At 65.7% G+C, this 23,333-nt stretch carries 22 protein-coding genes and 1 pseudogene; 5 read left to right on the top strand and 18 right to left on the bottom strand.

What is annotated here, in order from left to right; translation table 11 throughout:
- Positions 1 to 143, top strand: a pseudogene (locus tag QO034_RS05450) (IS5-like element IS711 family transposase); the annotation flags it as partial.
- A gap of 13 nt (positions 144 to 156) precedes the next feature.
- Here the strand turns inward: QO034_RS05450 and hisI are convergent.
- Positions 157 to 516 (bottom strand): phosphoribosyl-AMP cyclohydrolase, encoded by a 360-nt coding sequence (hisI, locus tag QO034_RS05445; protein WP_284484489.1) that lies wholly within the window; start codon positions 514 to 516, stop codon positions 157 to 159.
- 67 nt (positions 517 to 583) lie between these two features.
- Here hisI and QO034_RS05440 point away from each other — a divergent pair, with 67 nt between their 5' ends.
- On the top strand, positions 584 to 1,036 hold the full coding sequence (locus QO034_RS05440) for an iron-sulfur cluster assembly scaffold protein (protein WP_284484488.1): 453 nt from the start codon (positions 584 to 586) through the stop codon (positions 1,034 to 1,036).
- Positions 1,037 to 1,247: 211 nt separating this feature from the next.
- On the opposite strand, the gene QO034_RS05435 is transcribed toward QO034_RS05440, so the two are convergent.
- The 5 genes from QO034_RS05435 to sciP form a co-directional block, all read right to left on the bottom strand.
- Complete coding sequence (locus QO034_RS05435; protein WP_284484487.1) at positions 1,248 to 1,370, bottom strand: hypothetical protein; 123 nt, start codon at positions 1,368 to 1,370, stop codon at positions 1,248 to 1,250.
- A gap of 108 nt (positions 1,371 to 1,478) precedes the next feature.
- Positions 1,479 to 3,569 carry an ATP-dependent DNA helicase RecG gene (gene recG, locus QO034_RS05430; protein ID WP_284484498.1) on the bottom strand — a complete coding sequence of 697 codons (2,091 nt, stop codon included), beginning with the start codon at positions 3,567 to 3,569 and terminating at the stop codon, positions 1,479 to 1,481.
- Entirely contained in the window at positions 3,566 to 5,659 is a 2,094-nt protein-coding gene (gene ligA / locus QO034_RS05425; protein WP_284484497.1) for an NAD-dependent DNA ligase LigA, read from the bottom strand. The genes recG and ligA overlap by 4 nt, the downstream gene beginning before the upstream one ends.
- Positions 5,660 to 5,813: 154 nt before the next feature.
- Entirely contained in the window at positions 5,814 to 6,530 is a 717-nt protein-coding gene (ctrA, locus tag QO034_RS05420; RefSeq protein WP_284484486.1) for a response regulator transcription factor CtrA, read from the bottom strand.
- A 98-nt stretch (positions 6,531 to 6,628) separates the two neighbouring features.
- Complete coding sequence (sciP, locus tag QO034_RS05415) at positions 6,629 to 6,907, bottom strand: CtrA inhibitor SciP (protein WP_284484485.1); 279 nt, start codon at positions 6,905 to 6,907, stop codon at positions 6,629 to 6,631.
- Between the two features lie 131 nt (positions 6,908 to 7,038).
- On the opposite strand from sciP, the gene mnmA reads away from it, so the two are divergent.
- Positions 7,039 to 8,184: a tRNA 2-thiouridine(34) synthase MnmA gene (gene mnmA / locus QO034_RS05410; protein WP_284484484.1), complete on the top strand. Its 1,146-nt coding sequence runs from the start codon at positions 7,039 to 7,041 to the stop codon at positions 8,182 to 8,184.
- Positions 8,185 to 8,246: 62 nt separating this feature from the next.
- Here the strand turns inward: mnmA and lpxB are convergent, their stop codons facing one another.
- From lpxB to pyrH, 12 genes are all read right to left on the bottom strand, one after another.
- Positions 8,247 to 9,398, bottom strand: coding sequence for a lipid-A-disaccharide synthase (gene lpxB, locus QO034_RS05405; protein WP_284484483.1), 1,152 nt, complete (start codon positions 9,396 to 9,398; stop codon positions 8,247 to 8,249).
- Complete coding sequence (locus tag QO034_RS05400; protein WP_284484482.1) at positions 9,398 to 10,195, bottom strand: LpxI family protein; 798 nt, start codon at positions 10,193 to 10,195, stop codon at positions 9,398 to 9,400. The genes lpxB and QO034_RS05400 overlap by 1 nt, the downstream gene beginning before the upstream one ends.
- Positions 10,196 to 10,198: 3 nt before the next feature.
- Positions 10,199 to 10,984, bottom strand: coding sequence for an acyl-ACP--UDP-N-acetylglucosamine O-acyltransferase (gene lpxA / locus QO034_RS05395; protein ID WP_284484481.1), 786 nt, complete (start codon positions 10,982 to 10,984; stop codon positions 10,199 to 10,201).
- A gap of 5 nt (positions 10,985 to 10,989) precedes the next feature.
- Entirely contained in the window at positions 10,990 to 11,454 is a 465-nt protein-coding gene (gene fabZ / locus QO034_RS05390) for a 3-hydroxyacyl-ACP dehydratase FabZ (protein ID WP_284484480.1), read from the bottom strand.
- Between the two features lie 68 nt (positions 11,455 to 11,522).
- A complete protein-coding gene (locus QO034_RS05385; RefSeq protein WP_284484479.1) occupies positions 11,523 to 12,104 on the bottom strand; it encodes an OmpH family outer membrane protein in 582 nt (193 codons plus the stop codon).
- Between the two features lie 3 nt (positions 12,105 to 12,107).
- A complete protein-coding gene (gene bamA, locus QO034_RS05380; protein ID WP_407696725.1) occupies positions 12,108 to 14,522 on the bottom strand; it encodes an outer membrane protein assembly factor BamA in 2,415 nt (804 codons plus the stop codon).
- Between the two features lie 366 nt (positions 14,523 to 14,888).
- Positions 14,889 to 16,238, bottom strand: a complete 1,350-nt coding sequence (rseP, locus tag QO034_RS05375) for an RIP metalloprotease RseP (protein ID WP_284484477.1) — start codon at positions 16,236 to 16,238, stop codon at positions 14,889 to 14,891.
- A 4-nt stretch (positions 16,239 to 16,242) separates the two neighbouring features.
- The gene (dxr, locus tag QO034_RS05370) at positions 16,243 to 17,415 is read right to left on the bottom strand and encodes a 1-deoxy-D-xylulose-5-phosphate reductoisomerase (RefSeq protein ID WP_284484476.1); all 1,173 of its coding nucleotides are present in this window, start codon (positions 17,413 to 17,415) and stop codon (positions 16,243 to 16,245) included.
- Entirely contained in the window at positions 17,415 to 18,206 is a 792-nt protein-coding gene (locus QO034_RS05365) for a phosphatidate cytidylyltransferase (RefSeq protein WP_284484475.1), read from the bottom strand. The genes dxr and QO034_RS05365 overlap by 1 nt, the downstream gene beginning before the upstream one ends.
- Positions 18,203 to 18,934, bottom strand: coding sequence for an isoprenyl transferase (locus QO034_RS05360; protein ID WP_284484474.1), 732 nt, complete (start codon positions 18,932 to 18,934; stop codon positions 18,203 to 18,205). The genes QO034_RS05365 and QO034_RS05360 overlap by 4 nt, the downstream gene beginning before the upstream one ends.
- A gap of 9 nt (positions 18,935 to 18,943) precedes the next feature.
- On the bottom strand, positions 18,944 to 19,507 hold the full coding sequence (gene frr / locus QO034_RS05355) for a ribosome recycling factor (protein WP_284484473.1): 564 nt from the start codon (positions 19,505 to 19,507) through the stop codon (positions 18,944 to 18,946).
- A 45-nt stretch (positions 19,508 to 19,552) separates the two neighbouring features.
- Positions 19,553 to 20,314 (bottom strand): UMP kinase, encoded by a 762-nt coding sequence (gene pyrH / locus QO034_RS05350; protein WP_284484472.1) that lies wholly within the window; start codon positions 20,312 to 20,314, stop codon positions 19,553 to 19,555.
- A gap of 161 nt (positions 20,315 to 20,475) precedes the next feature.
- Here pyrH and miaA point away from each other — a divergent pair, with 161 nt between their 5' ends.
- Both miaA and QO034_RS05340 read left to right on the top strand, forming a co-directional pair.
- Positions 20,476 to 21,342, top strand: a complete 867-nt coding sequence (gene miaA / locus QO034_RS05345; protein WP_284484471.1) for a tRNA (adenosine(37)-N6)-dimethylallyltransferase MiaA — start codon at positions 20,476 to 20,478, stop codon at positions 21,340 to 21,342.
- Between the two features lie 270 nt (positions 21,343 to 21,612).
- Positions 21,613 to 23,277, top strand: a complete 1,665-nt coding sequence (locus tag QO034_RS05340) for an ABC transporter substrate-binding protein (protein ID WP_284484470.1) — start codon at positions 21,613 to 21,615, stop codon at positions 23,275 to 23,277.
- Positions 23,278 to 23,333: the final 56 nt, after the last annotated feature.

The following is a 23,333-nucleotide window of genomic DNA, read 5'->3' as shown; positions in this document are numbered from 1 at the left end:
AGGCTCTGCAAGGAGCCCCATCTGGTCGAGTGTTTCTTCAATCGGATCAAACGATTCCGCCGTATCGCACTGCGCTGCGAAAAGACCGTCAGCTCATTCAAAGCGTTCGTTGATCTTGCTTCGCAATGGCATGGATCGGCTAAATGCAGACGCCGCCTAGTCCTCCGGTCGCATGAGTTCGATTTCCGCGCCGTCCCGCACCGCGGTGTAAAAACAGCTGCGCCGGTTGGTGTGGCAGGCCGGCCCGGTCTGCCGGACCCTGACAAGAAGGCAATCCCGGTCGCAATCGAGCCGGAAATCCACCAGTTCCTGCACATGGCCGGAACTTTCCCCCTTGACCCAGAACGCCTGGCGCGACCGCGACCAGTAGGTCACGCGCCCCGTCTCCAGCGTTCGGCGGACCGCCTCCGCCGTCATCCAGGCCATCATCAGCACCTCATCGGATTCGGCGTCCTGGGCGATGGCGGGAATCAGACCGGCGTCGTTATAGACCAAGGTCTCGGGATCGAAGGGCATGGCGGAAAACCTTTTGCATCGGCGGGTTGGAGCCTTATGTATGGGGAACACCGCAAGAGGAAAAGCCATGTCCGGCGAAACCGACCTGATCAAGCTGTATTCGACCCGAATCCTGGCGCTGGCCGCGGACATCCCGCATCTGGATCGGCTGGACGCGCCGGATGCCACGGCAAAGAAACGCGCGCCGCTGTGCGGATCCACCGTCACCGTCGATGTGAAGATGGCGGACGGCAAGGTGTCCGAATTCGGCCAGGACGTGAAAGCCTGCGCGCTCGGTCAGGCCTCTGCCGCGGTGGTGGGCGGCGCGATCGTCGGGACCAGCCGCGCGCAGGTCGAAAAGGCCCGCGACCAGTTGAAAGCGATGCTGAAACAGGACGGGCCGGTGCCGGACGCGCCTTTCGACGGGCTCGAAGTCCTGTTGCCCGCGCGGGACTACAAGAACCGCCATGCCTCGATCCTGCTGACGCTGGAAGCGGCGGCCGAAGCGATGGAAAAGGCCGAACAGGCGCATTGCGCCTGATCTGAATTAACCTTTCCTAAAAAAAACCGCCGCGCATCCCGGGCGGATGGCGGCGGCAGTCTGTGCGTTCCCGCGTGGGGTCCGGCCGCCCGCCGGACCATGGGGCATGGTCCGCAAGGGCAAGGGACAGGCAGATCTCCCTTGATGCGCAGACGGGACAGACTGCTGGGCGACCGGCGCGGGATTGCAGGCAGAAACAGGAAAACGCGTATCAGATGAACGCCGGCACATGCAGGCCGACGAGAAGCATGACGACCAGCGCACCGGCGCCGATGGCATCCTGCAGGAGCGTGTCGCGGGACCGGTGAAGCGCCGTCCGGAACTGGGTCATCATGGGGGTTCCTCCTCAAGCGTTAAGCATTTGTTGACTCTTTGTTCTCACTTTTCTTAACCAATGTAAAGAACTTTTTGGGAACATTTGTGAACTTTCCGTTCCGGGAGTTTAACCCACGGAAATCAGGCGGATCGCCTCGTCCTGGCGCATCAGCCACAGCAGCACCCGCGCCGCCCGCCCGCGATCGGAGGATAGGTCCGGATCCGCCGCGAGCAGCGCGCGGGCATCGGATTGCGCGACGGCCATGAGACCGGCCTGGCGTTCGAGATCCGCGATCCGGAACTTCGGCAGGCCGGACTGGGCGGTGCCGATCACGTCTCCGGCGCCGCGCATGGTGAGGTCGGTTTCGGCGATCACGAATCCGTCCTCGGTTTCGCGCAGCACCTCCAGACGCCGCCGGCCGCTGTCGGACAGCGGCGGCTGATACATCAGCAGGCAGGTCGAGGCGGCGTCGCCCCGCCCCACCCGCCCGCGCAACTGATGAAGCTGCGCCAGCCCGAAGATCTCCGCCCGCTCGATCACCATGATCGTCGCGTTGGGCACGTTCACCCCGACCTCGATCACCGTGGTCGCCACCAGGACCTTGGTCTCTCCGGCCTGGAAGGCCGCCATCGCCGCGTCCTTTTCCGCCGGCGGCATCTGGCCGTGAACCAGCCCCACGACGCCGTCGCCCAGCACCGCGCGCAGGCGTTTGAACCGGTCTTCCGCCGCCGTCAGATCGACCAGTTCGGATTCATCGACCAGCGGGCAGACCCAATAGCACTGTCGCCCGTCGGCAATCGCGCGGCGCAGGTGGTCGATCACCTCGTCCAGGCGTTCGGTGCTGACCACGGCGGTCTTGACCGGCACCCGGCCCGGCGGTTTTTCATCCAGAACCGAAACGTCCATGTCGCCATATTGCGCCAGCGCGAGGCTGCGCGGAATCGGCGTCGCCGTCATCACCAGGACATCGGCACCCACACCCTTTTCGGCCAGTTCCATCCGCTGGCGCACACCGAACCGGTGCTGTTCATCGATGATCGCCAGCCGCAGGTCGCGGAATTCCACATCCGGCTGGAACACCGCATGGGTACCGACGAGCATGTGGATCCCGCCGTCCTTCAGCGCCGCGAGCTTGGCCTTGCGTTCACCGCCCTTGTCGCGCCCGGTCAGGATTTCCAGCACCACGCCCGCCTGTTCGGCGAAGGGCCGCAGACCTTCCAGGTGCTGCCGGGCGAGGATTTCCGTCGGGGCCATCATCACCCCCTGGCCGCCCGCTTCGACCGCCACGAGCAGGGCCATGAAGGCCACCAGCGTCTTGCCGGAACCGACATCGCCCTGAAGCAGCCGGTTCATCCGCTGCGGCTGCGCCATGTCCGAGGCGATTTCCTCGATCGCGCGGGCCTGGGCGCCGGTCGGCGCATAGGGAAGGGTTTCCAGAACCTTGCCCTGCAGGATGCCGGTCGCGGCGCTGACGATCCCCCGCGCCTTGCGTTCACGCCGCCGCGCCAGCGCCAGCGTCAGTTGATGCGCCATGAGTTCGTCATAGGCCAGGCGCGCCCTCGGCGGCGCGGACGGGCTGAGATCGTCCAGCCGCGTCGGCGCATGGGCGGCGCGGATCGCGTCGGCCCAGTCGGGCCAGGATTCGCGGGTCTTGTGCGTGGGATCGATCCATTCGGCCAGAGCGGGCGCCCTGAGCAGCGCGCCCTGCACCGCCTTGAACAGGGTCTTCTGCGTCACACCCTGCGTCAGGTGGTAAACGGGTTCGAAATCCGGGATCTCGCCCGCCTCCGCTACCGGCAGCACGTGATCGGGGTGCACCATCTGGGCCATGCCGTCAAAGAATTCCAGCTTTCCCGACACGATCCGTTTCGCGCCGACCGGCAGGATGCGGTTCAGGTAGTCGGCCCGCGCGTGAAAGAACACCAGTTGGAAATCCGCCTGCGAATCCTCGACGGACATCCGGTAGGCGCCGCCACGGGTGCGCGGCGGCCTGTGGGCGCCGACGGTGACTTCGACCGTGAGCGTCACGGGCAGATCCGCCCCCCGGATCGTGGCGCGCCGCCGCCGGTCCACCACCGCATAGGGCAAGGAGAACAGAAGATCGCGCGGCGTGGTCACGCCCAGTTGGCCGAGCAGCTGCGCCGTTTTCGGCCCGATCCCGTCCAGCGTTTCGAGCCCGGCAAACAGCGGGAACAACTGTTCCGGCCGGCCCTTCATGCGGCCCCGATCAGGTCGAGCCATCCGTCTTCGTCAAGGGTTTCGATCCCCAGCTCGGCCGCCTTTTTTGCCTTGGAACCGGCCCCCGGACCGGCGACCAGCAGGTCGGTCTTGGCGCTGACAGAGCCTGCGACCTTGGCACCGAGGGCTTCGGCGCGCGCCTTGGCCTCTGCCCGCGTCATCTTTTCCAGGGTGCCGGTGAAGACCACGGTCTTTCCGGCCACGGGACTGCCGGCGGTGTCGGCCCGGCGCGCATCCTCGATGTCGAGCAGCGCGACCAGCCGGTCGATCGAGGCGCGTTCCCGGTCCTGGGCGAAGGCGGTGACCAGCGACGTGGCCAACACGGTTCCGACGCCATCGATGGACAGCAGTTCCTGCCAATCGGCGCCCTCCATGTCCGCGGCCTTTGTCATCGCCGTCTCGAAGGCCCGCCAGGACCCGTAGTGGCTGGCCAGCAGGCCGGAGGCCGCTTCGCCCACATGGCGCAGACCCAGCGCGAAGATAACCCGCCTCAGCGCAATGGTGCGTTTGCCGCGAATCGCCGCGAACAGGTTGGCCGCCGATTTCTCGCCCCAGCCCTCGCGGTTTCGCAGCTGCTGCAGCCCGGTTCCGTATCGGTCCGGCAGGGTAAAGATGTCGGCGGGTTCCTGGATCCAGCCGTCCTTGTAGAACTGTTCGACCTGTTTCGCCCCCAGCCCGTCGATGTCAAAGGCGGCGCGGGACACGAAATGTTTCAGCTTTTCCACGGCCTGCGCCGGGCAGATGAGCCCGCCGGTGCACCGCCGCACGGCGTCGCCCTCTTCGCGGATTGCGGCGCTGCCACATTCCGGGCATTCCGTCGGGAACCGGAAAACTTCGGCGCCATCCGGGCGTCTGGCCAGATCCACGTCGGCGATCTTGGGTATGACGTCCCCGGCGCGATAGACCTGCACCCAGTCGCCGACGCGGATGTCCTTGCCGTCGCGGATCTCGTCGCCCCGCGCGTCGCGCCCGGCGACATAGTCTTCGTTGTGCAGGGTGGCATTGGACACCACGACTCCGCCCACCGTCACCGGCGTGAGACGCGCCACCGGGCTGAGCGCGCCGGTGCGCCCGACCTGGATGTCGATCGCCTCGAGACGGGTCCAGGCCAGTTCGGCGGGAAACTTGTGCGCGATGGCCCAACGCGGCGTGGTGGAGCGGAACCCGAGCCGCGCCTGCAGGGCGAGGTCGTCGATCTTGTAGACGACGCCGTCGATATCGTAGCCGAGCGTCGCGCGCTGTTCTTCGATGCGCCGGTACTGGGCGATCATCTCCTCCGGTCCGGCGCAGCGGACCGTCAGGTCGTTGATCGCGAAGCCCAGCTTTGCGAGGCGGGACACCGCTCCCATCTGTGTCTCGGCGAGCGGTTCGGACAGATCGCCCCAGCCATAGGCGAAAAAGCGCAACGGACGGCGGCGGGTGATCGCCGGATCCAGTTGCCGCAGCGAACCGGCCGCCGCGTTGCGGGGGTTTGCGAATGTCTTGGCCCCGTCCGCCGCTTGTCTCTCGTTCAGAGCGGCGAAATCCGGATGCGACATGTAGACTTCGCCGCGCACTTCCAGAACCTCGGGCGCGCCGTTCAGACGTTCGGGAATGTCGTCGATCGTGCGGGCATTGGCGGTGACGTTTTCGCCGACCGCGCCATCGCCCCGTGTGGCCGCCTGCACGAGCCGGCCGTTTTCGTAGCGCAGCGACAGGGACAGGCCGTCGATCTTGGGTTCGGCCGTGTAGACGAGCTCGTCCGCGCCGGTCATGCCAAGGTATTTCCGTATGCCGGAGTCGAACGCCGCCACGTCCTCTTCGTCAAAGGCATTGCCGAGCGACAGCATGCGCTGGGCATGGCGGACCTTGGAAAACCCGTCCGCGGCGCGTGCGCCGATCTGTTCGGACGGGCTGTCGTCGCGTTTGAGATCCGGGAACCGGGTTTCGATTTCGCTGTTGCGGCGCTTCAGCGCGTCATAGTCGGCATCCGACAATTCCGGCGCGTCATTGACGTAATAGGCCGTGTCGGCGTCGCCCAGTAGCCGCGCCAGCCGGGCGAGTTCGGCCTCTGCCTGCGCCCGGTTCATCTCTGCAACCTTGATCTTCTCCGGCACGACCCTGCCCCTAACTGCCTTTCCGCCAGTGATAGGGCGCGGGCGGCGTCAGGTCCAGAACGCTGTCACGGCGGTCCGGCGGTCCGGTCGGGATTCGGGTATCGTCCGGTCTTCGGCGGCGTCCGCCTCAGGCCCCGACGGCAAGCCGCGGGCTGTCCATCTGTGCCCCTTGCGGATCGCGCAGGACATAGCCGCGGCCCCAGACCGTTTCGATGTAATTCTCGCCCCCGGTCGCGATGCTGAGTTTCTTGCGCAATTTGCAGATGAACACGTCGATGATCTTCAGTTCCGGTTCATCCATGCCGCCATAGAGGTGGTTCAGGAACATTTCCTTGGTCAGGGTGGTGCCTTTGCGCAGGCTCAGCAGTTCCAGCATCTGGTATTCCTTGCCCGTCAGATGCACGGGCTGGTCTTCGGCGCTGACGGTTTTCGCATCCAGGTTGACCGCGATCTTGCCGGTATGGATGACCGATTGCGAGTGGCCCTTGGACCGGCGGATGATCGCGTGAATGCGCGCCACCAGTTCCTCGCGGTGGAACGGCTTCGTCAGGTAATCGTCCGCCCCGAAGCCGAATCCCTTGATCTTGTTTTCCGTATCGTCCGCCCCGGACAGGATCAGGATCGGCGTTTCCACGCGGGACAGGCGCAACTGTCGCAGCACTTCGTGGCCATTCATGTCGGGCAGGTTGAGATCCAGAAGAATCAGGTCGTAGTCATACAGTTTCGCCAGATCGATGCCTTCCTCCCCCAGATCCGTTGCGTAAACATTCAGGTTTGCGTGCGTCAGCATCAGTTCGATGCTTTTTGAGGTGGTGGGGTCATCCTCGACCAGCAAAATGCGCATTCTACGTTCTCCGCCTTAATCATTGTCCCGTACGGCGTTAACCTTGGCCAATAAAAGTTAACTGCACGTTACCGTCGCAATATTTATGGCGACACAACTTATGGTTGTCGATACTTTTTCAGGGCCGTGGCTTTCAGCGCGTCTTCGCCATGGTCCGCGATCGCGGCCACCCAACTGGAGAATTCCTCGTCGCTGAGACCGTATTTCCGCAACGCTTCGGACTGCGTGATCAGCCCGAAAAGCACGCCGCGCACCACCGCCGCCTTGCGCGAGGCGACCCAGCGCCGGGTGCTGGCCGGCGGCAGGTCCGCCCGCGTCATCACAGTCCCGTCCGCAAGGGTCACAGCCCTTGGCCCATCCACCTTCTTGAGAAACATTCGTCTACCCTCTTCACTACCGGCCCACATTCGCCCTGACGGGCTTAACGGGGGGTGAAACCGCCTCTTGAGAGTCTCTACGATTTTCCTATATTCTGCGAGGCCTTCCCAACCGTGCAGGAGTCGCCGACATGGCGCTGGACACAGACCACCCGTTGAACTCGCTTGGCTTTGCCAAGCCGCCCGCAGAAACGCGGGTCGTCGTCGCCATGTCCGGAGGCGTCGACAGTTCGGTGGTGGCCGCGACCCTGGCCGATCAGGGCTATGACGTGATCGGCGTCACCCTGCAGCTTTACGACCATGGCGCGGCGCTGGCGAAGAAGGGCGCCTGTTGCGCGGGGATCGACATCCACGACGCCCGTCGTGTCGCGGAAGAACGGGGGTTTCCGCACTATGTCCTCGATTACGAGAACATCTTCAAGGATGCGGTGATCGACGAATTCGCCGACAGCTACCTGAACGGCGCGACCCCGGTGCCCTGCATCCGCTGCAACGAACGGGTGAAATTCAAGGATCTGCTGGAAACCGCCAGGGATCTCGACGCCGATTGCATGGCGACCGGCCACTATATCCAGCGCAAGATGGGCGCGCGCGGCCCGGAACTGCACAGCGCCGAGGACGCGAACCGCGACCAGTCCTATTTCCTGTTCTCGACCACCCCGGAACAGCTGGAATTCCTGCGCTTCCCGCTGGGTCATCTGCCGTCCAAGGACGCGACGCGGGCGCTGGCGGCGCAATACGGGCTTAGCGTCGCCGACAAGCCGGACAGCCAGGACATCTGTTTCGTGCCCAACGGCGACTATGCCGCGGTCATCGAGAAACTGCGCCCGGACGCCGCCGATCCGGGGCAGATCGTTCACGCGGACGGGCGGGTGCTGGGGGATCACCGGGGCATCATCCACTACACGATCGGGCAGCGCCGCGGTCTGGGAATCGGCGGGCTCAGCGATCCGCTCTACGTGGTGCGTCTGGACGTCGACAGGAAACAGGTCGTGGTCGGCCCCAAGGACATGCTGGCCACCCGGACGGTGCCGGTGCGCGAGATCAACTGGCTGGGGGACGCGCCGCTGACCAGCCGGCCGGAATGGCACCTGTCGGTCAAGGTCCGCTCCACCCGCCCGCCTCGCGAGGCGATCCTGCGCCCGCTGTCGGACACGACGGCCGAAGTCGAACTGCTGAACCCCGAGGAAGGCGTTTCACCGGGACAGGCCTGCGTGTTCTATGAAACCGGCGACAGCCGCATTTACGGCGGCGGCTGGATCTGGCGGGGCTATTAGGCGCGCCATCGCGTCAGCCAGGTTTCGACCGCAAAGCGCCCCGGACGCGCCGGGGTCTTGACCTACAGCCGGCCGAGGACCGCCCTCGCCGCGCGCAGCCCCGGCGCTTCGCCGCCCTGGCCGAGCCGCTCCATCGTGAGCGCCATGGCGTCGGCCTGCGCCGCCGGATCCTCCAGCACCCGGTTCAGCGCCCCGGCGATCAGGTCCGGCCGGCAATCCGGGCCAAGGCATTCCGGCACCACCCGCGTGTCGCTGACCAGGTTGACCAGCGTCACCGTGTCCACGAGCGCCATTCGGCTGATGATCTGCCAGCTGAGCCAGTTGAAGGTGTAGGCCACGACCATCGGCGTGCGTGCCGCCGCCAGTTCCAAAGAGACCGTTCCGGAGGCCGCCAGAGCGACGTCCGCCGCCCGAAAGGCCGCGCGTTTATGCGCCTGGGCGGTTCCGGCCTCAAAGGCCCTCGGGTCGATCACCGCGGTGCTGGCGGGCCAGTCGGCCAGCCGCATGCGCACCTGGTCGGCGACCGGAGCGGCGGCAGGCACGACGATCCGCAAATCGGGATGGGATTGGGCGAGCCGCGCCAGCGCCCGGCCGAACACCGGTGCCAGGCGCGCGACCTCGCCTGCCCGCGACCCCGGCAGGACCAGCGCGAAACGCGACTCCCCCAGCCCGAATTCGGCGCGGAACGCGGCGATCTCGGCCTCGGTCGCCTGCGGTTCCGCCACCACCGGGTGGCCGACAAAGTCGCAGTCCATGCCGGCGGCCTCCATCAAAGGCGGCTCGAAAGGAAACAGCGCCAGCACATGATCGATGACCCGCGCCATTTTCGCCGCGCGCCCGGGCCGCCAGGCCCAGACCGTCGGCGCCACGTAGTGCACCGTGCGCACAGTGCTGGCGGCCTTGACCAGCCCGGCCACGCGCAGGCAGAAATCCGGACTGTCGATGGTGATCAGAACGTCGGGCCCGGTGTCGATCACCGCCTGCGCCATTTCGGCGATGCGGCGCTTGAGTTGGGCGTATTTCGGCAGCACTTCGGCAATGCCCATGACGCTCAGCTCGCGCATGTCAAACCGGCTCGCGAGCCCCTGCGCCTGCATCTGGCTGCCGCCCACGCCGTCAAACGTCACGTCCGGCACGAGGCTGCGCAGCCCCTCCATCAAGGCGCCGCCGAGGCGATCTCCCGACGGTTCTCCGGCAATCAGGAAAACGCGCATCAGCCTGCGGGCTCCCGCACCCACAGGAACAGACCCGCCCGGTCGCAAGCCGCCACGACGCCGGGCTGGTCCAGAACGATCACGCCGCCGGCTTCGATCACGATACCGTCCAGTCCGGCGGCGGCGGCGGAGCGGACCGTGCCCGGTCCGATGGTCGGCAGATCGACGCGCCGGTCCTGATCCGGTTTCGGAGATTTGAACAACAGTCCGCCACGGGTCCCCGGCGGACGCTGCGCGAGGCTGGCCAGCATCCAGTCGGTGCCGAACACGCCTTCGATGGCCAGCGCCTGACCGGCCTGAACCACGCAGCATTGCCCGACATCCGCGGCGGACATGGCCGCCACGATCCCGACGGCGCGCCCGGCGTCGGCCGCGGCCATGGCATCGGGTTGCCGCAGGGTCGGGCAGCCGGGGGCCGGCAGCAGGTCCGGGGCGATCTCGTGGGCGGCCCGCATCCGGAACCCCGCCTGTTCGAAAATCGCGATGACCCCACGCAGGGCGCCGTCGTCACCGGCTTTCAGCGCCGCTTGCAGCAGCGGAATCAGCGGCATCGTCTCGGCATCGATGGCGGCGGGGTCAATGGCCGGCCGGGAGATCGCACCGGCCATGCAGATATCGGTAACGCCGCGCTGCCGGAGCATGGCCAGAAAGCTGCCCAGCTTTTCCAGACGGAAGCATTCGTCCACGTTCAGATGATCCGGCGCGAACCCGTCCAGCGCGCAGACAACAGGCGGTGCGGGCAGATGGCGCACCAGTTCCGCAGGCAGGGACCCGGCCCCGGCGATCACGGCGAGCATCCGTCAGCGCCCCGGCGTCAGAAAGGACCGGTCGGTATCGCCCATGACGAAATCGACCAGTTCGCGCACATGAAGGCTGTCGGTCTCTTCACCCAGCTTGCGCACCCGGTCGTGAAATGTGCCCTCGTCCCCGGCGAGGCTCCGGAACGCGGCGCGCAGGGCCGCGATTTCGGCACGGTCGACGCCGCGCCGTTTCAGTCCGACCAGGTTCAGCCCGTGCAGTTCCCCGCGCGGCGCCTGCACCAACCCGTAGGGTATCACGTCGTTGGTCACCATCGTCACCGCGCCGATGATGGCCCCGCGCCCGATGCGCACCCACTGGTGAATCCCGGACAGGCCGCCGACGATGACATCGTCCTCCAGAACGCAATGGCCGGCGACCGCCGCCGAGTTGACCACGATGACCCGGTCACCGATCCGGGCATCATGGGCGATATGGCAGCCGGCCATGAACAGCCCGTCGTCACCGACGCGGGTGACGCCGCCGCCGCCCTCGGTTCCGGCGTTCATGGTGACATGTTCGCGGATCCGGTTGCGCGCCCCGATCACCAGCCGGCTGTCCTCGCCGCGGAATTTCAGATCCTGGGGGATCTCGCCGATCACCGAGAACGGGAAGATCACCGTGTCCTCGCCGATCTCGGTGTTCCCGGAAATCACCACATGGCTTTTCAGTTCGACCCGGTCGCCCAGAACAACCTGTGATCCGACCACGCAAAAGGGGCCGACCCGGCACCCCGCGCCCAGGCGCGCGCCGTCTTCGATCACGGCCGAGGGGTGGATGTCGCTCATCCCGGTCACGCTTTCGACAGATCGATCATGGCCGAAAATTCCGCCTGGGCCGCCAGTTCGCCGTCCACCATCGCCTGGCCGCCGAACTTCCAGACCTTGCCGCCGGGCTTGCCGCGCAGGGTGGTCAGATGCATTTCCAGAACGTCCCCCGGAATGACCTTGCGGCGGAACTTGCAGGCGTCGATGGCCATGAAATAGATCAGGAGGTCGCGATCGGCCATGTCGGCCCCGACGCCGATCATCACCCCGGCGGTCTGCGCCATCGCCTCGACGATGGTCACGCCCGGCATGACCGGCGTTCCGGGGAAATGGCCCTGGAAATGCGGCTCGTTCATGGTCACGTTCTTGATGCCCCGCGCCGACCGGGTGCCGTCGATGTCCACCACCTTGTCCACCAGCAGGAACGGATAGCGATGCGGCAGGATGCGCTGGATCATGTGAATGTCCGCGCTCTTCAAGGGATCGGTCATGAGGCTGTATCCTGAATTTGGTCCGGTCGAACCTGACTAGCAACACGGGTCCGCTTGGGCAAGCTGCGCTAGTTGTCCCCGGTCGGCGGCGCTTCGCCCAGAACCTCGTCCAGCCGGGTGATGGCCAGTTCGGTGATGTCGATGGCGTTGGCGCTGAGAAACACGCTGGACCGTTCCAGAATGGCCCCTGCCCCGCTTTCGCGCATGAGTTCCACCAGAACCGGCCGCGCCGCCTGCAGGAACCGGACCTGTTCGTCTTCCTGGAACTGGACCAGCGCCCGCGCCTTGGCGTCCTGCCGGCGCCGGATGTCCTGCACCTTCGTGTCGAACGCGTCCGCGAGGGCGCGGAAGGCGTCCGGGGCCATGCCGGGGCGGCGGTCCGTCAGGTCCTTTTCCTCGGCGGTCAGTTCGACCTCGATGCGGCGGTTCTCGGCCGCCAGGACCGCGCTCTGCGAGTCGATCTCGCGCGCGACGCGCCGGCCGAAGGCCGACTCCGCGAACATCCGTTCCGAGGAAATCGTCAGGATGGCGCTCTGCGGCAGGCCCAGTTGCTGCGCCGCAGCCGGAACGAGCCAGGCGGTCCAGACCGCCAGCACGAGCAGCAGCCCGAAACGCGACCCGCCATGGCCAGGACACCGGCCGTCGCGCATGGATCAGAACCTGGCCTGGATGGTCAGATCGAAGGTCTGTTCCTTGTCGAAGGTTTCCTTTTTCAGCGCCTTGGTGAAATTGAAACGCAGTGGTCCGAAGCCGGTGGTCCAGAGCAGCGACAGACCGATCACGTGGCGCCAGGATCCGTCTTCGCCACAGGGGCCGGGAAGACCCTGGCAGGTGGCGCCGACCGTGTTCACATCCTGCAGGCCCCACAGGTTGCCGACATCGTAGAAGACGCCGCCCCGCAACCCGATTTCCTCGGGCAGGCCCAGCGGAAATTCAGCTTCCAGCCGCGCGACCGCGTAGTAGTTGCCGCCGATCGCGTCGTCAAGGCCGTTGGACTGATCGCGCGGGCCGACGCCGGCCGGCTCGAACCCCCTGAAGATTGCCGGAGTCAGGATGTAGCGGTCGATCGACCGGCTCGGCGTGTCGGACTGCCAGCTCAACGCGCCCGCCTCGAAGGACGCCCGAAGCACGACTTCCTCGTTCATCACGCGCTGCTGCGCGATCACCTTGGCATTCGTCTTGATATACTTGTTGTCGCCGCCGACGCCTGCGATATCGGCGCCGATCTGGAACAGGACGCCGGCATTGGGATTGAGCCCGGTCAGCCGGCTGTCGAAGCTGTAGCTCATGCCCAATGCGCTGCTGGTCCGCCGGCCCTGGTCGATCTCGCTGGTGATGACCGCGCCGCTTGTTGGAATCGGCGTGGGCGGGGTCGTGGAATTGTCGAATTCCTCACCGCGGGACAGCATCTCGCTGGCTTCATAGCCATAGCGCAACTGGACCGTTCCGTTTTCGCTGACCGGGAAGGTCAGCGCCGGGCGGAAGAACCGGCGGTCGAGATCGTAGGTCGCAAAGCTGGAAGACCGCGTCGCCACCCCCAGATCGATGTCGAACCGCAGGTTGCGTCCCAGCAGGTAGGGTTCCGAAAAACCGAGGATATATTCGTCCGATTCCTGCGCGGTCGAAATGCTGAACGACAGACGCTGCCCGCGCCCCAGGAAATTGTTTTCCGTCAACCCGATGGCGATCCCGAAGCCGTCGGTCACGGAATAGGCGCCGCCGAGAGAGAGAGACCCGGTCGGCTGTTCCTCGACGTTCACATCGACGATCATCTGGTCCGAGGAGCCGCCTTCGCGCGTGGCGACATCCGCCGTCGAGAAGAAGCCCAACGCGCGGATCCGTTCGGCGCTTTCCCGGATCTCGCGGGGATTGAACGGGTCGCCTTCGACGATGCGGAACTGCTGGCGCACGACCCGGTCCAGCGTCGTGGTGTTGCCTTCGATATCGATGCGTTCCACGAAGATGCGCGGACCCTTGGTCAACACGAATTCGACGTCCAGGGTCAGATCCCGGTCGTTGCGGGTCACGCGCGGTTCGACCCGCAGGAAATCGATCCCCTGCTGGATCCCGAGACGTTCCATCCGCGCGATCGAATTCTCCACCAGAGCCGGGGAATAGACCACGCCGGGCCGCACCTTCAGCACGTCCTGAAACACCGCCGGGTCGGCCTGGCTCATCTCGCTGCTGGTCGAAATCTCGCCGAACTTGAACTGCTGGCCTTCCTGCACGTTGAACACGAGGAAGAAGCCGTCGCGTTCCTCGGTCAGTTCGACATTGGTGCCCAGAATCCGGAAATCGACAAATCCGCGGGACAGGTAGAAATCTCTCAGCACCTGCTTGTCGAATTCGATCCGGTCCTCGATCAGGGTATCGGACCGGATGAAGGTGCGAAGCAATCCGGCCTGCTTGGTTTGCAGGACCCGGCGCAGGCGGCGGTCGGAAAAGACCTGGTTGCCGACGAAGCTGATGCGCTCGACCTCGATCGTGTCGCCTTCGGAGATTTCGAACACCAGATCGACCCGGTTGTCGCTGCGCCGGATGATCCGTGGCGTGACGGTGGCCGCGATCCGGCCCTGTTGCGAATAGGCTTCGGCGATGACCGCGGCGTCGGCCTCGGCCTGCGCCGGGTTGAACACCTGGCGCGACTTGGAGGTGATGAACCCGGCCAGGTCCTCGTCCTTGATCCTGCGGTTGCCCTCGATGCTGACCACGTTGATGGTGGGCCGTTCCTTGACCGAGATCAGCAGCGTGCCGCCGCGCGGTTCCAGTTCCACCGTTTCGAACACGCCGCTGTCCAGAATGCGCTGATAGGCGGCGTTCAGTTCCCCGGCGCTGATCGACTGTCCGGGTTTGATTCCCGTGTAGGAAACGATCGTTTCGGTCTGGATGCGCTGGTTGCCTTCGACCCGCACGGAGTTGAACGTGTAGGACTGCGCCGCGGCGCCGGTCGCGAAAACCGTCGAAACCGTTGCAACGAAAAGGAAAACGACGGCAAGCGCCCTATACAACATGTTGATGTGTCGAGATTGATGATCGCGAGATATTCCCGCCGAAGTGCCCAAAATCATAAGTCCAACCCATCCAGCGCTGCGTTGGGATTTTGATTATCGGGTCTGGCACACGATGTCAAAAGCGCAAACCGCCTTCTTTGCATCATGCGCCGCGCGGATCAGCGGCGCGCGCCGGAACGGAAGATCACAGGCCGCCCAGATAGGCACCGGCCAGAAGGGCGAGGACAAGGGTCACGAAATGCAGAAACCGATCCGAATTGAGATCGATCATGAGACCGAGACCGCGGCAAGATCTTTGCAAGACGTGCATGTTCCTGTTCCCCTGGATATCGTCCGGATCCGATCCTGCGGGCGAATTGCGGCCATAATTGGGCGGCCGCGCGGCGCTGCGCGGACAATCGGCCCGGCAGCGGGTCGATCGGCCTAGCAGAAGATGTCGTTGAACAGCGCGAACATCATCAGGGACAGGATGACGCTGATTCCGACCGCCATCAGGACCCGCAGCGCCATGTCGCTCGGCGGTTTGCCCGCCACCGCTTCGTAGGCGTAGAACAGCAGGTGCCCGCCGTCCAGCGCCGGGATCGGGAACAGGTTCAGCAGCCCGACCGCCGTGGACAGCACCGCGATGAACCAGATGAAGCTCTGCGCGCCCTGGGACGCCATCGCACCGGAGGTTTCGGCGATCCCGATCGGACCGGACATGTTGCAGGTGCTGATCGCCCCCGTCACCATGTGCCACACGCCAGACAGGGAACTGGTTACGATGCGGAATGTCTGCTCCACCCCGCCGCCGAAGGCGGCCCCGATTCCGGCCGGCTCGGTCGCCGGCACAAAGGCCATGCCGCCCGCCACCCCGATGCGCCAATGGGTCACGAAACCGCCGTCCGGCTGCGGTTCGTCCGTGCGGCGCGGCGCGAGCGCGAATTCCAGCGTCTCGCCGTCGCGCCAGACGTCCAGCAGCAACGCCCGCCCGCCGGAGCTTTCGACAGCCTCCTTCAGCTGGTCGAAAGCGAAGATCGGCGCGCCGTCGATGGCGGTGATGACATCGCCCGGTTTCAGTTCGATATCCATCGCGGCGCTGCGCGGAGCCACCTGCGACACATGGGGCGGAAAGAGAAACGGCCCCTGCACCACCATGTCGCGCCCGTCGCGGCGCACCGCGTAGTCGAGGACCGGCGCCATCGGAACGCCGTCGGCAAACGCCGCCCAGGCGGTCTCGTCATCGAATCCGGGGGTGGGCATCCCCGCGATCCCGACCACCTCGTCGCCCGCCTGAAGCTGATGGAAGCCTCCGGGCAGGACCAGGGTTTCCCCGACCGTCAGCGGGTCCGTCGCCACGCCGCGCGACATGAAGATCGCCGCGAACACCAGGATGGACATGACGAAATTGAACGCCGGACCGGCGGCGACCGTGGCCGCGCGCGCCCAGAGAGGCGCGCCGTGCATGGTGCGCCGCAGTTCCGCCGGATCGTCCTGCACCCGCGCGATCGCCTCCGTGTCCTTGCCCGACGCGGCGTCGGAATCGCCCAGGAACTTGACATAGCCGCCGAACGGCAGCATCGCCACCTGCCAGCGCGTGCCGCGCTTGTCGATGCGGCTGAACAGGACCGGACCGAATCCCAGCGAAAAAACCTCGGCATGGATGCCGGACCAGCGCCCGACGATGTAATGCCCGTATTCATGCACCGCGACGATCACCGACAGGGCGACGACGAACGCGGCAAGAGTGTAGATGACCCCTCCGAACTGGGGAATCAGGGAAAAAATGTCCAAACGTCTATCCTGCTCGTTCTGCCATGGCCGCATCTGCCCATGTTCTGGCCAGATGGTCCGTTTGCGTGACGGTTTCAAGGGTCATCGCCGCATCCATATACCCTGCATTTGCTTCGAATCGGGTTAACACCTCTTCGACGACGACCGCCATTTCGGTAAAACCGATCCGTCCGGCGATGAAGGCGTCCAGCGCGCGTTCCTTGGCGCCGTTGAACACGGCGCCGGACAGCCCGCCCCGCGCCATCACCGCCCGCGCCAGACGCAGGGCCGGGTAGCGCGCATCGTCCGGCGCCGAGAAATTCAGCTGGCTGATCTGCGCCAGGTCCAGCCGGGCGACCGGCAGGTGCCGGCGTTCGGGCCAGTTCAGCGCGAAGCCGATGGCATGGCGCATGTCCGGCGGGCCGACATGCGCCATCAGAGCGCCGTCGCGGAACCCGACCAGCGCGTGGATCAGCGATTCCGGATGCACGATGACTTCGATCTGTTCGGCCGAAACCCCGAAGTATTCCTTGGTTTCAATAAGTTCCAGCGCCTTGTTGAACATGGACGCGCTGTCGATCGTGATCCGCTGCCCCATGTCCCAGTTCGGGTGGCTGGAGGCTTCGGCCAGGGTCGCCGAGGCCAGGGCGGACAGCGGCCAGTCGCGGAAGGCGCCGCCGCTTGCGGTGATGATGATGCGTTCGACGGCGTCGATGTCCTCTCCGATCAATCCCTGAAACACCGCGGAATGTTCGCTGTCCACCGGCAGCAGGCGCGCACCATGCGCACGGGCGGTTTCCAGCACCAGCGCCCCGGCGCAGACGAGCGATTCCTTGTTGGCCAGCGCCAGCGTCGCGCCCTGTTCCAGCGCCGCCAGGCCCGGAGCGAGGCCCGCCGCGCCGACAATCGCGGACATGACCCAGTCCGCCGGGCGCGCCGCGGCTTCGACCAGCGCCTCCGGCCCGGCGGCGGCCGCCACGCCGCTGCCCGCAAGCGCCGCGCGCAGATCGTCGAGCCGCTCCGGATAAGCCGTCACCGCGACATCGGCCCGCAACCGCCGCGCGTCCCGTGCCAATTGCGCGATATTGCCGCCGCCGGTCAGGGCCACCACGTCGAATTCGCCGGGGTCGCGCGCAATCAGGTCGATCGTGTTCTGTCCGATCGAACCGGTCGCGCCCAGTATCGACACCCGCCGCATCAGACGGCTCCGGGCGGCAGACCGATGAGCACGCTTGTCAGCAGAACGAAGAACGACGCGCCCAGCATCCCGTCGAACCGGTCCAGCAGCCCGCCGTGACCGGGAATGAGCGCGCTGGAATCCTTGACGCCGACCATCCGCTTGACCGCGCTTTCCGCGATATCGCCCATCTGGGCGGCAAAGGCCACGAGGACCGAATAGGGGATCAGTGACAGACCGGTGTCGAAGGCCAACGCGAAGACCAGCCCGATCAGCGCCGCCCCGATCCAGCCGGCGACGGTGCCGGACCAGGTCTTCTTGGGGCTGACGCGCGGCCAGAATTTCGGTCCGCCCAGCATCCGGCCCGCGAAATATCCGGCCACGTCGGACATGATGACGATCAGGATCAGCCAGAAGATCCAGACCAGCCCGAAACTGTCGCGCAGGGTCATCATCTCGAACCCGGCCAGCCCGACCAGCGCCATGAAAAGCCCCAGAACCAACCGGTGGCGCCGCACCAGCACCGCGCCGATCAGCGGCGGAACGGCCAGAATCGGCAGGGCATAGCCCCCGGGCAGGTAGATCGCCGCCATCACGGCGAGACCCGAAAGCGCGCCCAGCGCGACGGCCAGACGCCCGCCCTGCCCCGACAGCATGCGCGCCAGTTCCCAGACCATCGCGCCGCAGAGAATGGCGATGAAGGCATGAAACACGCCCCCGCCCGCGATCACGGCCCCCAGTCCGACCGCCGCCATGACGACTGCCGACCCGACCCGCGCGGTCAGATCGGACCAGCGATCCGGCGCGCTCATGCCGGGACGGCCCCGAACCGGCGGTCCCGCGCGCCATAGCTTGCACAGAGGCGTTCCAGCTCGGCGGCGGTGAAGTCCGGCCAGAGCGTGTCGATGAATTCATACTCGGCATAGGCCGACTGCCACAGCAGGAAATTCGAGATCCGCGCCTCGCCGCTGGTGCGGATCACCAGGTCCGGGTCGGGAAGCACATGAGTGTCCAGATACCGGGGCAGCGTTTCCTCGTCGACGTCGGCGGGATCGAGCCGACCGGCGGCGACGTCTTCGGCCAGCCGCTTGGTGGCGCGGGCCACCTCGTCGCGCGATCCGTAGTTCAGCGCGATCGTCAGGTGCACCCCGTCGTTATGTGCGGTCTGCTGCTCGAGCTGATCCATGAGCGCGACCAGCTTGGTGTCCAGCCGCACCCGGTCGCCGATGAACCGCACCCGCACACCACGCGCATCCAAGGCGCGGGTTTCCTTGGCGATGTAGCGGCGGAACAGGCTCATGAGCCCCGCGACCTCGACCTGGGTGCGCTTCCAGTTCTCGGTCGAAAAAGCGAATATCGTCAGATACTTGATTCCGAGATCCGGACAGGCTTCGACGACTTCGCGCACCCGGCGCGCGCCCGCATGATGCCCGAACAGGCGCGGACGCCCCCGCGCCTGCGCCCAGCGGCCGTTGCCATCCATGATGATGGCGACGTGGCGCGGACCGCCCGCGGACGCTGTATCGGGGTCTTTTGGCATGAAGGGGCGTTATACCTGCATGATTTCAGCTTGCTTCGTTTCAAGTTGCGCATCGACCGCCGCAATCAGCTTGTCGGTCAGTTCCTGCACCTCGGTTTCCCAGAATTTCTGGTCGTCTTCGGACAGTCCGTCCGCCTTGGCCTTCTTGACCTGGTCCATGCCGTCGCGGCGCACGTTCCGGATCGCGACGCGGGCATGTTCGGCATATTGACCGGCCACCTTCGTCAGATCGCGGCGGCGTTCCTCGTTGAGTTCCGGGATCGGCAGCATGATGATCGTCCCGTTGAGCTGCGGATTGATCCCGAGACCGCTTTCGCGGATCGCCTTTTCGACCTTGCCGACCAGCCCCTTGTCCCAGACGTTGATCGTCACCATGCGCGGTTCCGGCACGTTCACGGTGCCCACCTGGTTGATCGGGGTCTTCTGCCCGTAGGCATCGACCATCACCGGTTCCAGCATCGACGCGCTGGCGCGGCCGGTCCGCAACGAGGCGAATTCCGTCCGCAGCGCCTGGATCGCGCCTTCCATCCGGCGTTTCAGGTCATCCGTATCCAGCATGAAATCGTCAGACATTCCGCTCTTTCCCGTCCTTGATGCGTGTTGGGCCGATCTATAGACCTAGCCGTGGACCTTTGTATAGGTGCCGCGTCCGGCCAGGATGCCCCGGAAGCCGCCCGGTTCGTCCAGCGAAAAGACGATGATCGGTAGGTTGTTGTCCCGCGCCAGGGCGATCGCGCTCGCGTCCATCACGCCCAGGCGCTTGGCCAGAACGTCGTCGTAGCTCACGTTGTCGTAGCGTTTCGCATCCGCGTGCCTGGCCGGATCCTTGTCATAGACGCCATCGACCTTGGTGCCCTTGAAGATCGCCTCGCATTTCATCTCGTTGGCCCGCAGCGTCGCCGCGGTGTCGGTGGTGAAATAGGGGTTCCCGGTTCCGGCGGCAAAGATGCAGACCCGTTTCTTTTCCAGGTGGCGCACCGCGCGGCGGCGGATATAGGGCTCGGCCACCTCGTTCATGGTGATCGCGCTGATCACGCGGGTATGGATGTCCAGCGCCTCCAGCGCCGATTGCATCGCCAGCGCATTCATCACCGTCGCCAGCATGCCCATGTAATCGGCGGTGGTGCGCTCCATCCCCTGGGCCGACCCCTGCAAGCCGCGGAAGATGTTGCCGCCGCCGATCACCATGCAGATCTCGACCCCGAGATCGTGCACCGACTTCACCTCTTCCGCGATCCGTTGCACGGTAGGCGGGTGCAGGCCGAAGCCCTGGTCGCCCATCAGCGCCTCGCCCGAGATCTTGAGCATTACGCGCTTGTAGGCCGTGTCGGTCAGTGCCGCATCCGCGGGCTGTGTATCGGGCTGAATGGAAGAGGTCATGTTGCGCTCCGCTGCGGCACGGGGTTAATTTCGCGCAAAATGGAGGAAATCGCCCGCAGGTTCAATGCGCCGATCTCCGCTTTGTCGCAAAGGAACGGAACAATTCCCGTCTTGCCCCGCACGAACGCACGACCCGACCCGCGCAAAGCCCCGGCGCGGCGATGACGGACCTGCCCGAAATCGCGCCGGACCGCCCGGTCCTGATCGCCGGTCCGACCGCGTCCGGGAAATCGGCGCTGGCGCTGGACATCGCCCGGCGCGGCGGCGGTGTCATCGTCAATGCCGACGCAAGCCAGGTCTATGACTGCTGGCGCGTCATCACCGCGCGGCCCTCGGAAGCCGAGGAGGCGGAAGTCCCCCACGCGCTCTACGGCCATGTGGCCTGTTCGGCATCCTATTCCGCCGGGCACTGGCTGCGCGACGTGACGCCGCTGCTGCGCGGTCCGGCCCGCCCGATCATCGTCGGCGGCACCGGGCTCTACTTTTCGGCCCTGACACAGGGCATGGCCGACATACCGGAAACGCCGCCCGCCATCCGCGCCGAGGCGAATACCCTGCCGCTGGCGACACTGCTGGCGGGCATCGACGCCGGAACGCGGTCCGGGATCGACATCCGGAACCGCGCCCGTGTGCAACGGGCCTTCGAAGTGCAGGCCGCGACAGGACGTTCGCTGGCCGACTGGCAGGCCGACACCCCGGCGCCGGCCCTGGCGCTGCGGGACGTCTGCGCCCTGATGGTGGATGCGCCGCGCGACTGGCTGCTCGATCGCATCAACCGGCGTTTCGACAAGATGCTGGCGATGGGCGCACTGGACGAGGTGCGCGCCATGCTGGACCGGTATGACCCCTCGCTGCCGGCCTTCCGGGCCATCGGCGTGCCGGAACTGGCGGCGCATCTGCGCGGCGAAATGACGCTCGATGCGGCGCGCGAGGCGGCCACCGTGTCGACCCGGCAGTTCGCCAAGCGCCAGCGCACCTGGTTCCGCGCCCGGATGGGCGGCTGGACGCGGATCGACGCTGCCCGCTGACCCGCGCGGGCGCGGCTGCGCCGCATCGCAGAGAGAGACGCCGCGGCCCGGTCCGGCCCCGGCCCGGATCGGGAAATGTCGTTTTCGCGCTGCCGAAATGTCGCTTTCTTGCAACTTCCAGCCAAACCATTCATTGACGGACGGTCGAAACTCCTGCCCAATGAGACGATGGAAAAGTCGCCGAACCCTGCCCGCGACAGGGGCGCAGGGCGTGGCAGACCACTAGAACACGCACGGAACATACCGTTCGAGTCAGGGAGAAAGATCAGAATGAAAGACACGATAGAGACACGCCCGATCCACTGGGCCGCGAAGATGCATGCCCAGGAATACCGGCAAGGCAATCTCAGCCGCCGGGAATTCCTGGCCCGCGCCACGTCGCTGGGGGTCGCCTCCGCGGCGGCCTACGGGATGATCGGTCTGGCGCTGCCCGGCAAGGCGGCGGCGCAGGAAATCCAGCAGGGCGGCACGCTGCGCATCGAGCATTACGTCAAGGCCCTGAAAGACCCGCGGACATACGACTGGAGCGAACTGGGCAACCAGACGCGCGGCATGCTGGAATATCTGGTGTCCTACAACAGGGACGGAACCTTCTCGGGCATGCTGCTGGAAAGCTGGGAGGTCAACGTCGATGCGACGCAATACACCCTGAACGTCCGCAAGGGGGTGAAATGGCAGAACGGCGACGATTTCACCGCCGCGGATGTGGCGCGCAACATCGAACGGTGGACGGATTCGACGGTCGAAGACAGTTCGATGGCGACCCGCATGACGGGCCTGGCGGACCCTGAAACCGGCAAGCTGCGCGACGGCGCCGTCGTGATCGTGGACGACCATACCGTGCAGTTGAACCTGTCCAACCCGGATATTGCCGTGATCGCCAATTTCTCGGACTATCCGGCGGCTCTGGTGCATTCCAGCTACAACGGCGGCGATCCCTTCACCGCGATCGGCACCGGCCCCTATCGCGGCGTGTCGATGGAAGTCGGCGTGAAATGCGTGATCGAACGCCATCCGGATCACACCTGGTGGGGAACGGAAGTCCTCGGCGGACCCTATCTCGACCGGGTGGAATATATCGACTATGGCACCGACCCGGCGGCCTGGGTCGCGGCGGCGGAAGCCGACGAGGTCGACCTTTTCTACGAAACCATCGGCGATTTCATAGACATCATGGATTCGATCGGCTGGCAGCGCAGCGAGGCGGTTACCGCGTCGACGGTCGTCTTCAGACCCAACCAGCAGACCGAAGTCGACGGCATGGTGCCCTATGCCGACGCGCGCACCCGGCGGGCCCTGGCCATGGCCGTCGACAACGCGGTCTGTCTCGAACTCGGCTATGTCGGGCGAGGCACCGTCGCCGCAAACCACCACGTCTGCCCGATTCATCCGGCCTATGCGGACATCGGCGCCCCCGTCCATGATCCGGCGGCGGCCAAGGCGCTGATGGACGAAGCCGGCATGGGCGACTTCGAACACGAACTGATCACCATCGACGACGACTGGATTCGCAACACCGGCGACGCCATCGCCGCACAACTGCGCGATGCCGGCATCAGCGTGAAGCGCACCATCCTGCCGGGCGCGACCTTCTGGAACGACTGGACGAAATACCCGTTCAGCGCCACGTCCTGGAACCACCGCCCCCTTGAAGTGCAGGTCTTGTCGCTGGCCTATCGCTCGGGCGAAGCCTGGAACGAATCCGGCTATGCCAATCCCGCGTTCGACGCGCTGATCAACCAGGCCCTGGCGATTGCCGATGTCGACAAGCGGCGCGAGATCATGGCGCAGATCGAAACGATGATGTGGGAGGACGGGGTCATCATCCAGCCCTATTGGCGCTCGCTCTACAATCACAACAACGGCCGCGTGGTCGGCGCCGAAAAGCATCCGTCTCACGAAATCAAGGTTCACGAAATCGGGTTCTCGGCCTGATCGTGACATCCCGCGGGGCCGGTTCAACCGGCCCCGCCATCCATACCGCGCCCGCG

Source organism: Sedimentitalea xiamensis (assembly GCF_030164465.1).
GTDB classification, from domain to species: domain Bacteria; phylum Pseudomonadota; class Alphaproteobacteria; order Rhodobacterales; family Rhodobacteraceae; genus Sedimentitalea; species Sedimentitalea xiamensis.
The sequence above is the reverse complement of the archived record's forward strand: the minus strand, read 5'-3'. Positions and strand labels throughout refer to the sequence as shown.

What these genes read in the sequence shown, in the direction of transcription:
- sciP (WP_284484485.1), bottom strand. Translation starts at nt 6,907, where the DNA reads ATGTTTCTCAAGAAGGTGGATGGGCCAAGGGCTGTGACCCTTGCGGAC.
- lpxB (WP_284484483.1), bottom strand. Translation starts at nt 9,398, where the DNA reads ATGCGCGTTTTCCTGATTGCCGGAGAACCGTCGGGAGATCGCCTCGGC.
- frr (WP_284484473.1), bottom strand. Translation starts at nt 19,507, where the DNA reads ATGTCTGACGATTTCATGCTGGATACGGATGACCTGAAACGCCGGATG.
- QO034_RS05385 (WP_284484479.1), bottom strand. Translation starts at nt 12,104, where the DNA reads ATGCGCGACGGCCGGTGTCCTGGCCATGGCGGGTCGCGTTTCGGGCTG.
- recG (WP_284484498.1), bottom strand. Translation starts at nt 3,569, where the DNA reads ATGAAGGGCCGGCCGGAACAGTTGTTCCCGCTGTTTGCCGGGCTCGAA.
- pyrH (WP_284484472.1), bottom strand. Translation starts at nt 20,314, where the DNA reads ATGACCTCTTCCATTCAGCCCGATACACAGCCCGCGGATGCGGCACTG.
- QO034_RS05400 (WP_284484482.1), bottom strand. Translation starts at nt 10,195, where the DNA reads ATGCTCGCCGTGATCGCCGGGGCCGGGTCCCTGCCTGCGGAACTGGTG.
- lpxA (WP_284484481.1), bottom strand. Translation starts at nt 10,984, where the DNA reads ATGAGCGACATCCACCCCTCGGCCGTGATCGAAGACGGCGCGCGCCTG.
- ctrA (WP_284484486.1), bottom strand. Translation starts at nt 6,530, where the DNA reads ATGCGCATTTTGCTGGTCGAGGATGACCCCACCACCTCAAAAAGCATC.
- bamA (WP_407696725.1), bottom strand. Translation starts at nt 14,522, where the DNA reads ATGATTTTGGGCACTTCGGCGGGAATATCTCGCGATCATCAATCTCGA.
- miaA (WP_284484471.1), top strand. Translation starts at nt 20,476, where the DNA reads ATGACGGACCTGCCCGAAATCGCGCCGGACCGCCCGGTCCTGATCGCC.
- hisI (WP_284484489.1), bottom strand. Translation starts at nt 516, where the DNA reads ATGCCCTTCGATCCCGAGACCTTGGTCTATAACGACGCCGGTCTGATT.
- dxr (WP_284484476.1), bottom strand. Translation starts at nt 17,415, where the DNA reads ATGCGGCGGGTGTCGATACTGGGCGCGACCGGTTCGATCGGACAGAAC.
- QO034_RS05435 (WP_284484487.1), bottom strand. Translation starts at nt 1,370, where the DNA reads ATGATGACCCAGTTCCGGACGGCGCTTCACCGGTCCCGCGACACGCTC.
- QO034_RS05365 (WP_284484475.1), bottom strand. Translation starts at nt 18,206, where the DNA reads ATGAGCGCGCCGGATCGCTGGTCCGATCTGACCGCGCGGGTCGGGTCG.
- QO034_RS05440 (WP_284484488.1), top strand. Translation starts at nt 584, where the DNA reads ATGTCCGGCGAAACCGACCTGATCAAGCTGTATTCGACCCGAATCCTG.
- QO034_RS05360 (WP_284484474.1), bottom strand. Translation starts at nt 18,934, where the DNA reads ATGCCAAAAGACCCCGATACAGCGTCCGCGGGCGGTCCGCGCCACGTC.
- QO034_RS05340 (WP_284484470.1), top strand. Translation starts at nt 21,613, where the DNA reads ATGAAAGACACGATAGAGACACGCCCGATCCACTGGGCCGCGAAGATG.
- fabZ (WP_284484480.1), bottom strand. Translation starts at nt 11,454, where the DNA reads ATGACCGATCCCTTGAAGAGCGCGGACATTCACATGATCCAGCGCATC.
- mnmA (WP_284484484.1), top strand. Translation starts at nt 7,039, where the DNA reads ATGGCGCTGGACACAGACCACCCGTTGAACTCGCTTGGCTTTGCCAAG.
- ligA (WP_284484497.1), bottom strand. Translation starts at nt 5,659, where the DNA reads ATGAACCGGGCGCAGGCAGAGGCCGAACTCGCCCGGCTGGCGCGGCTA.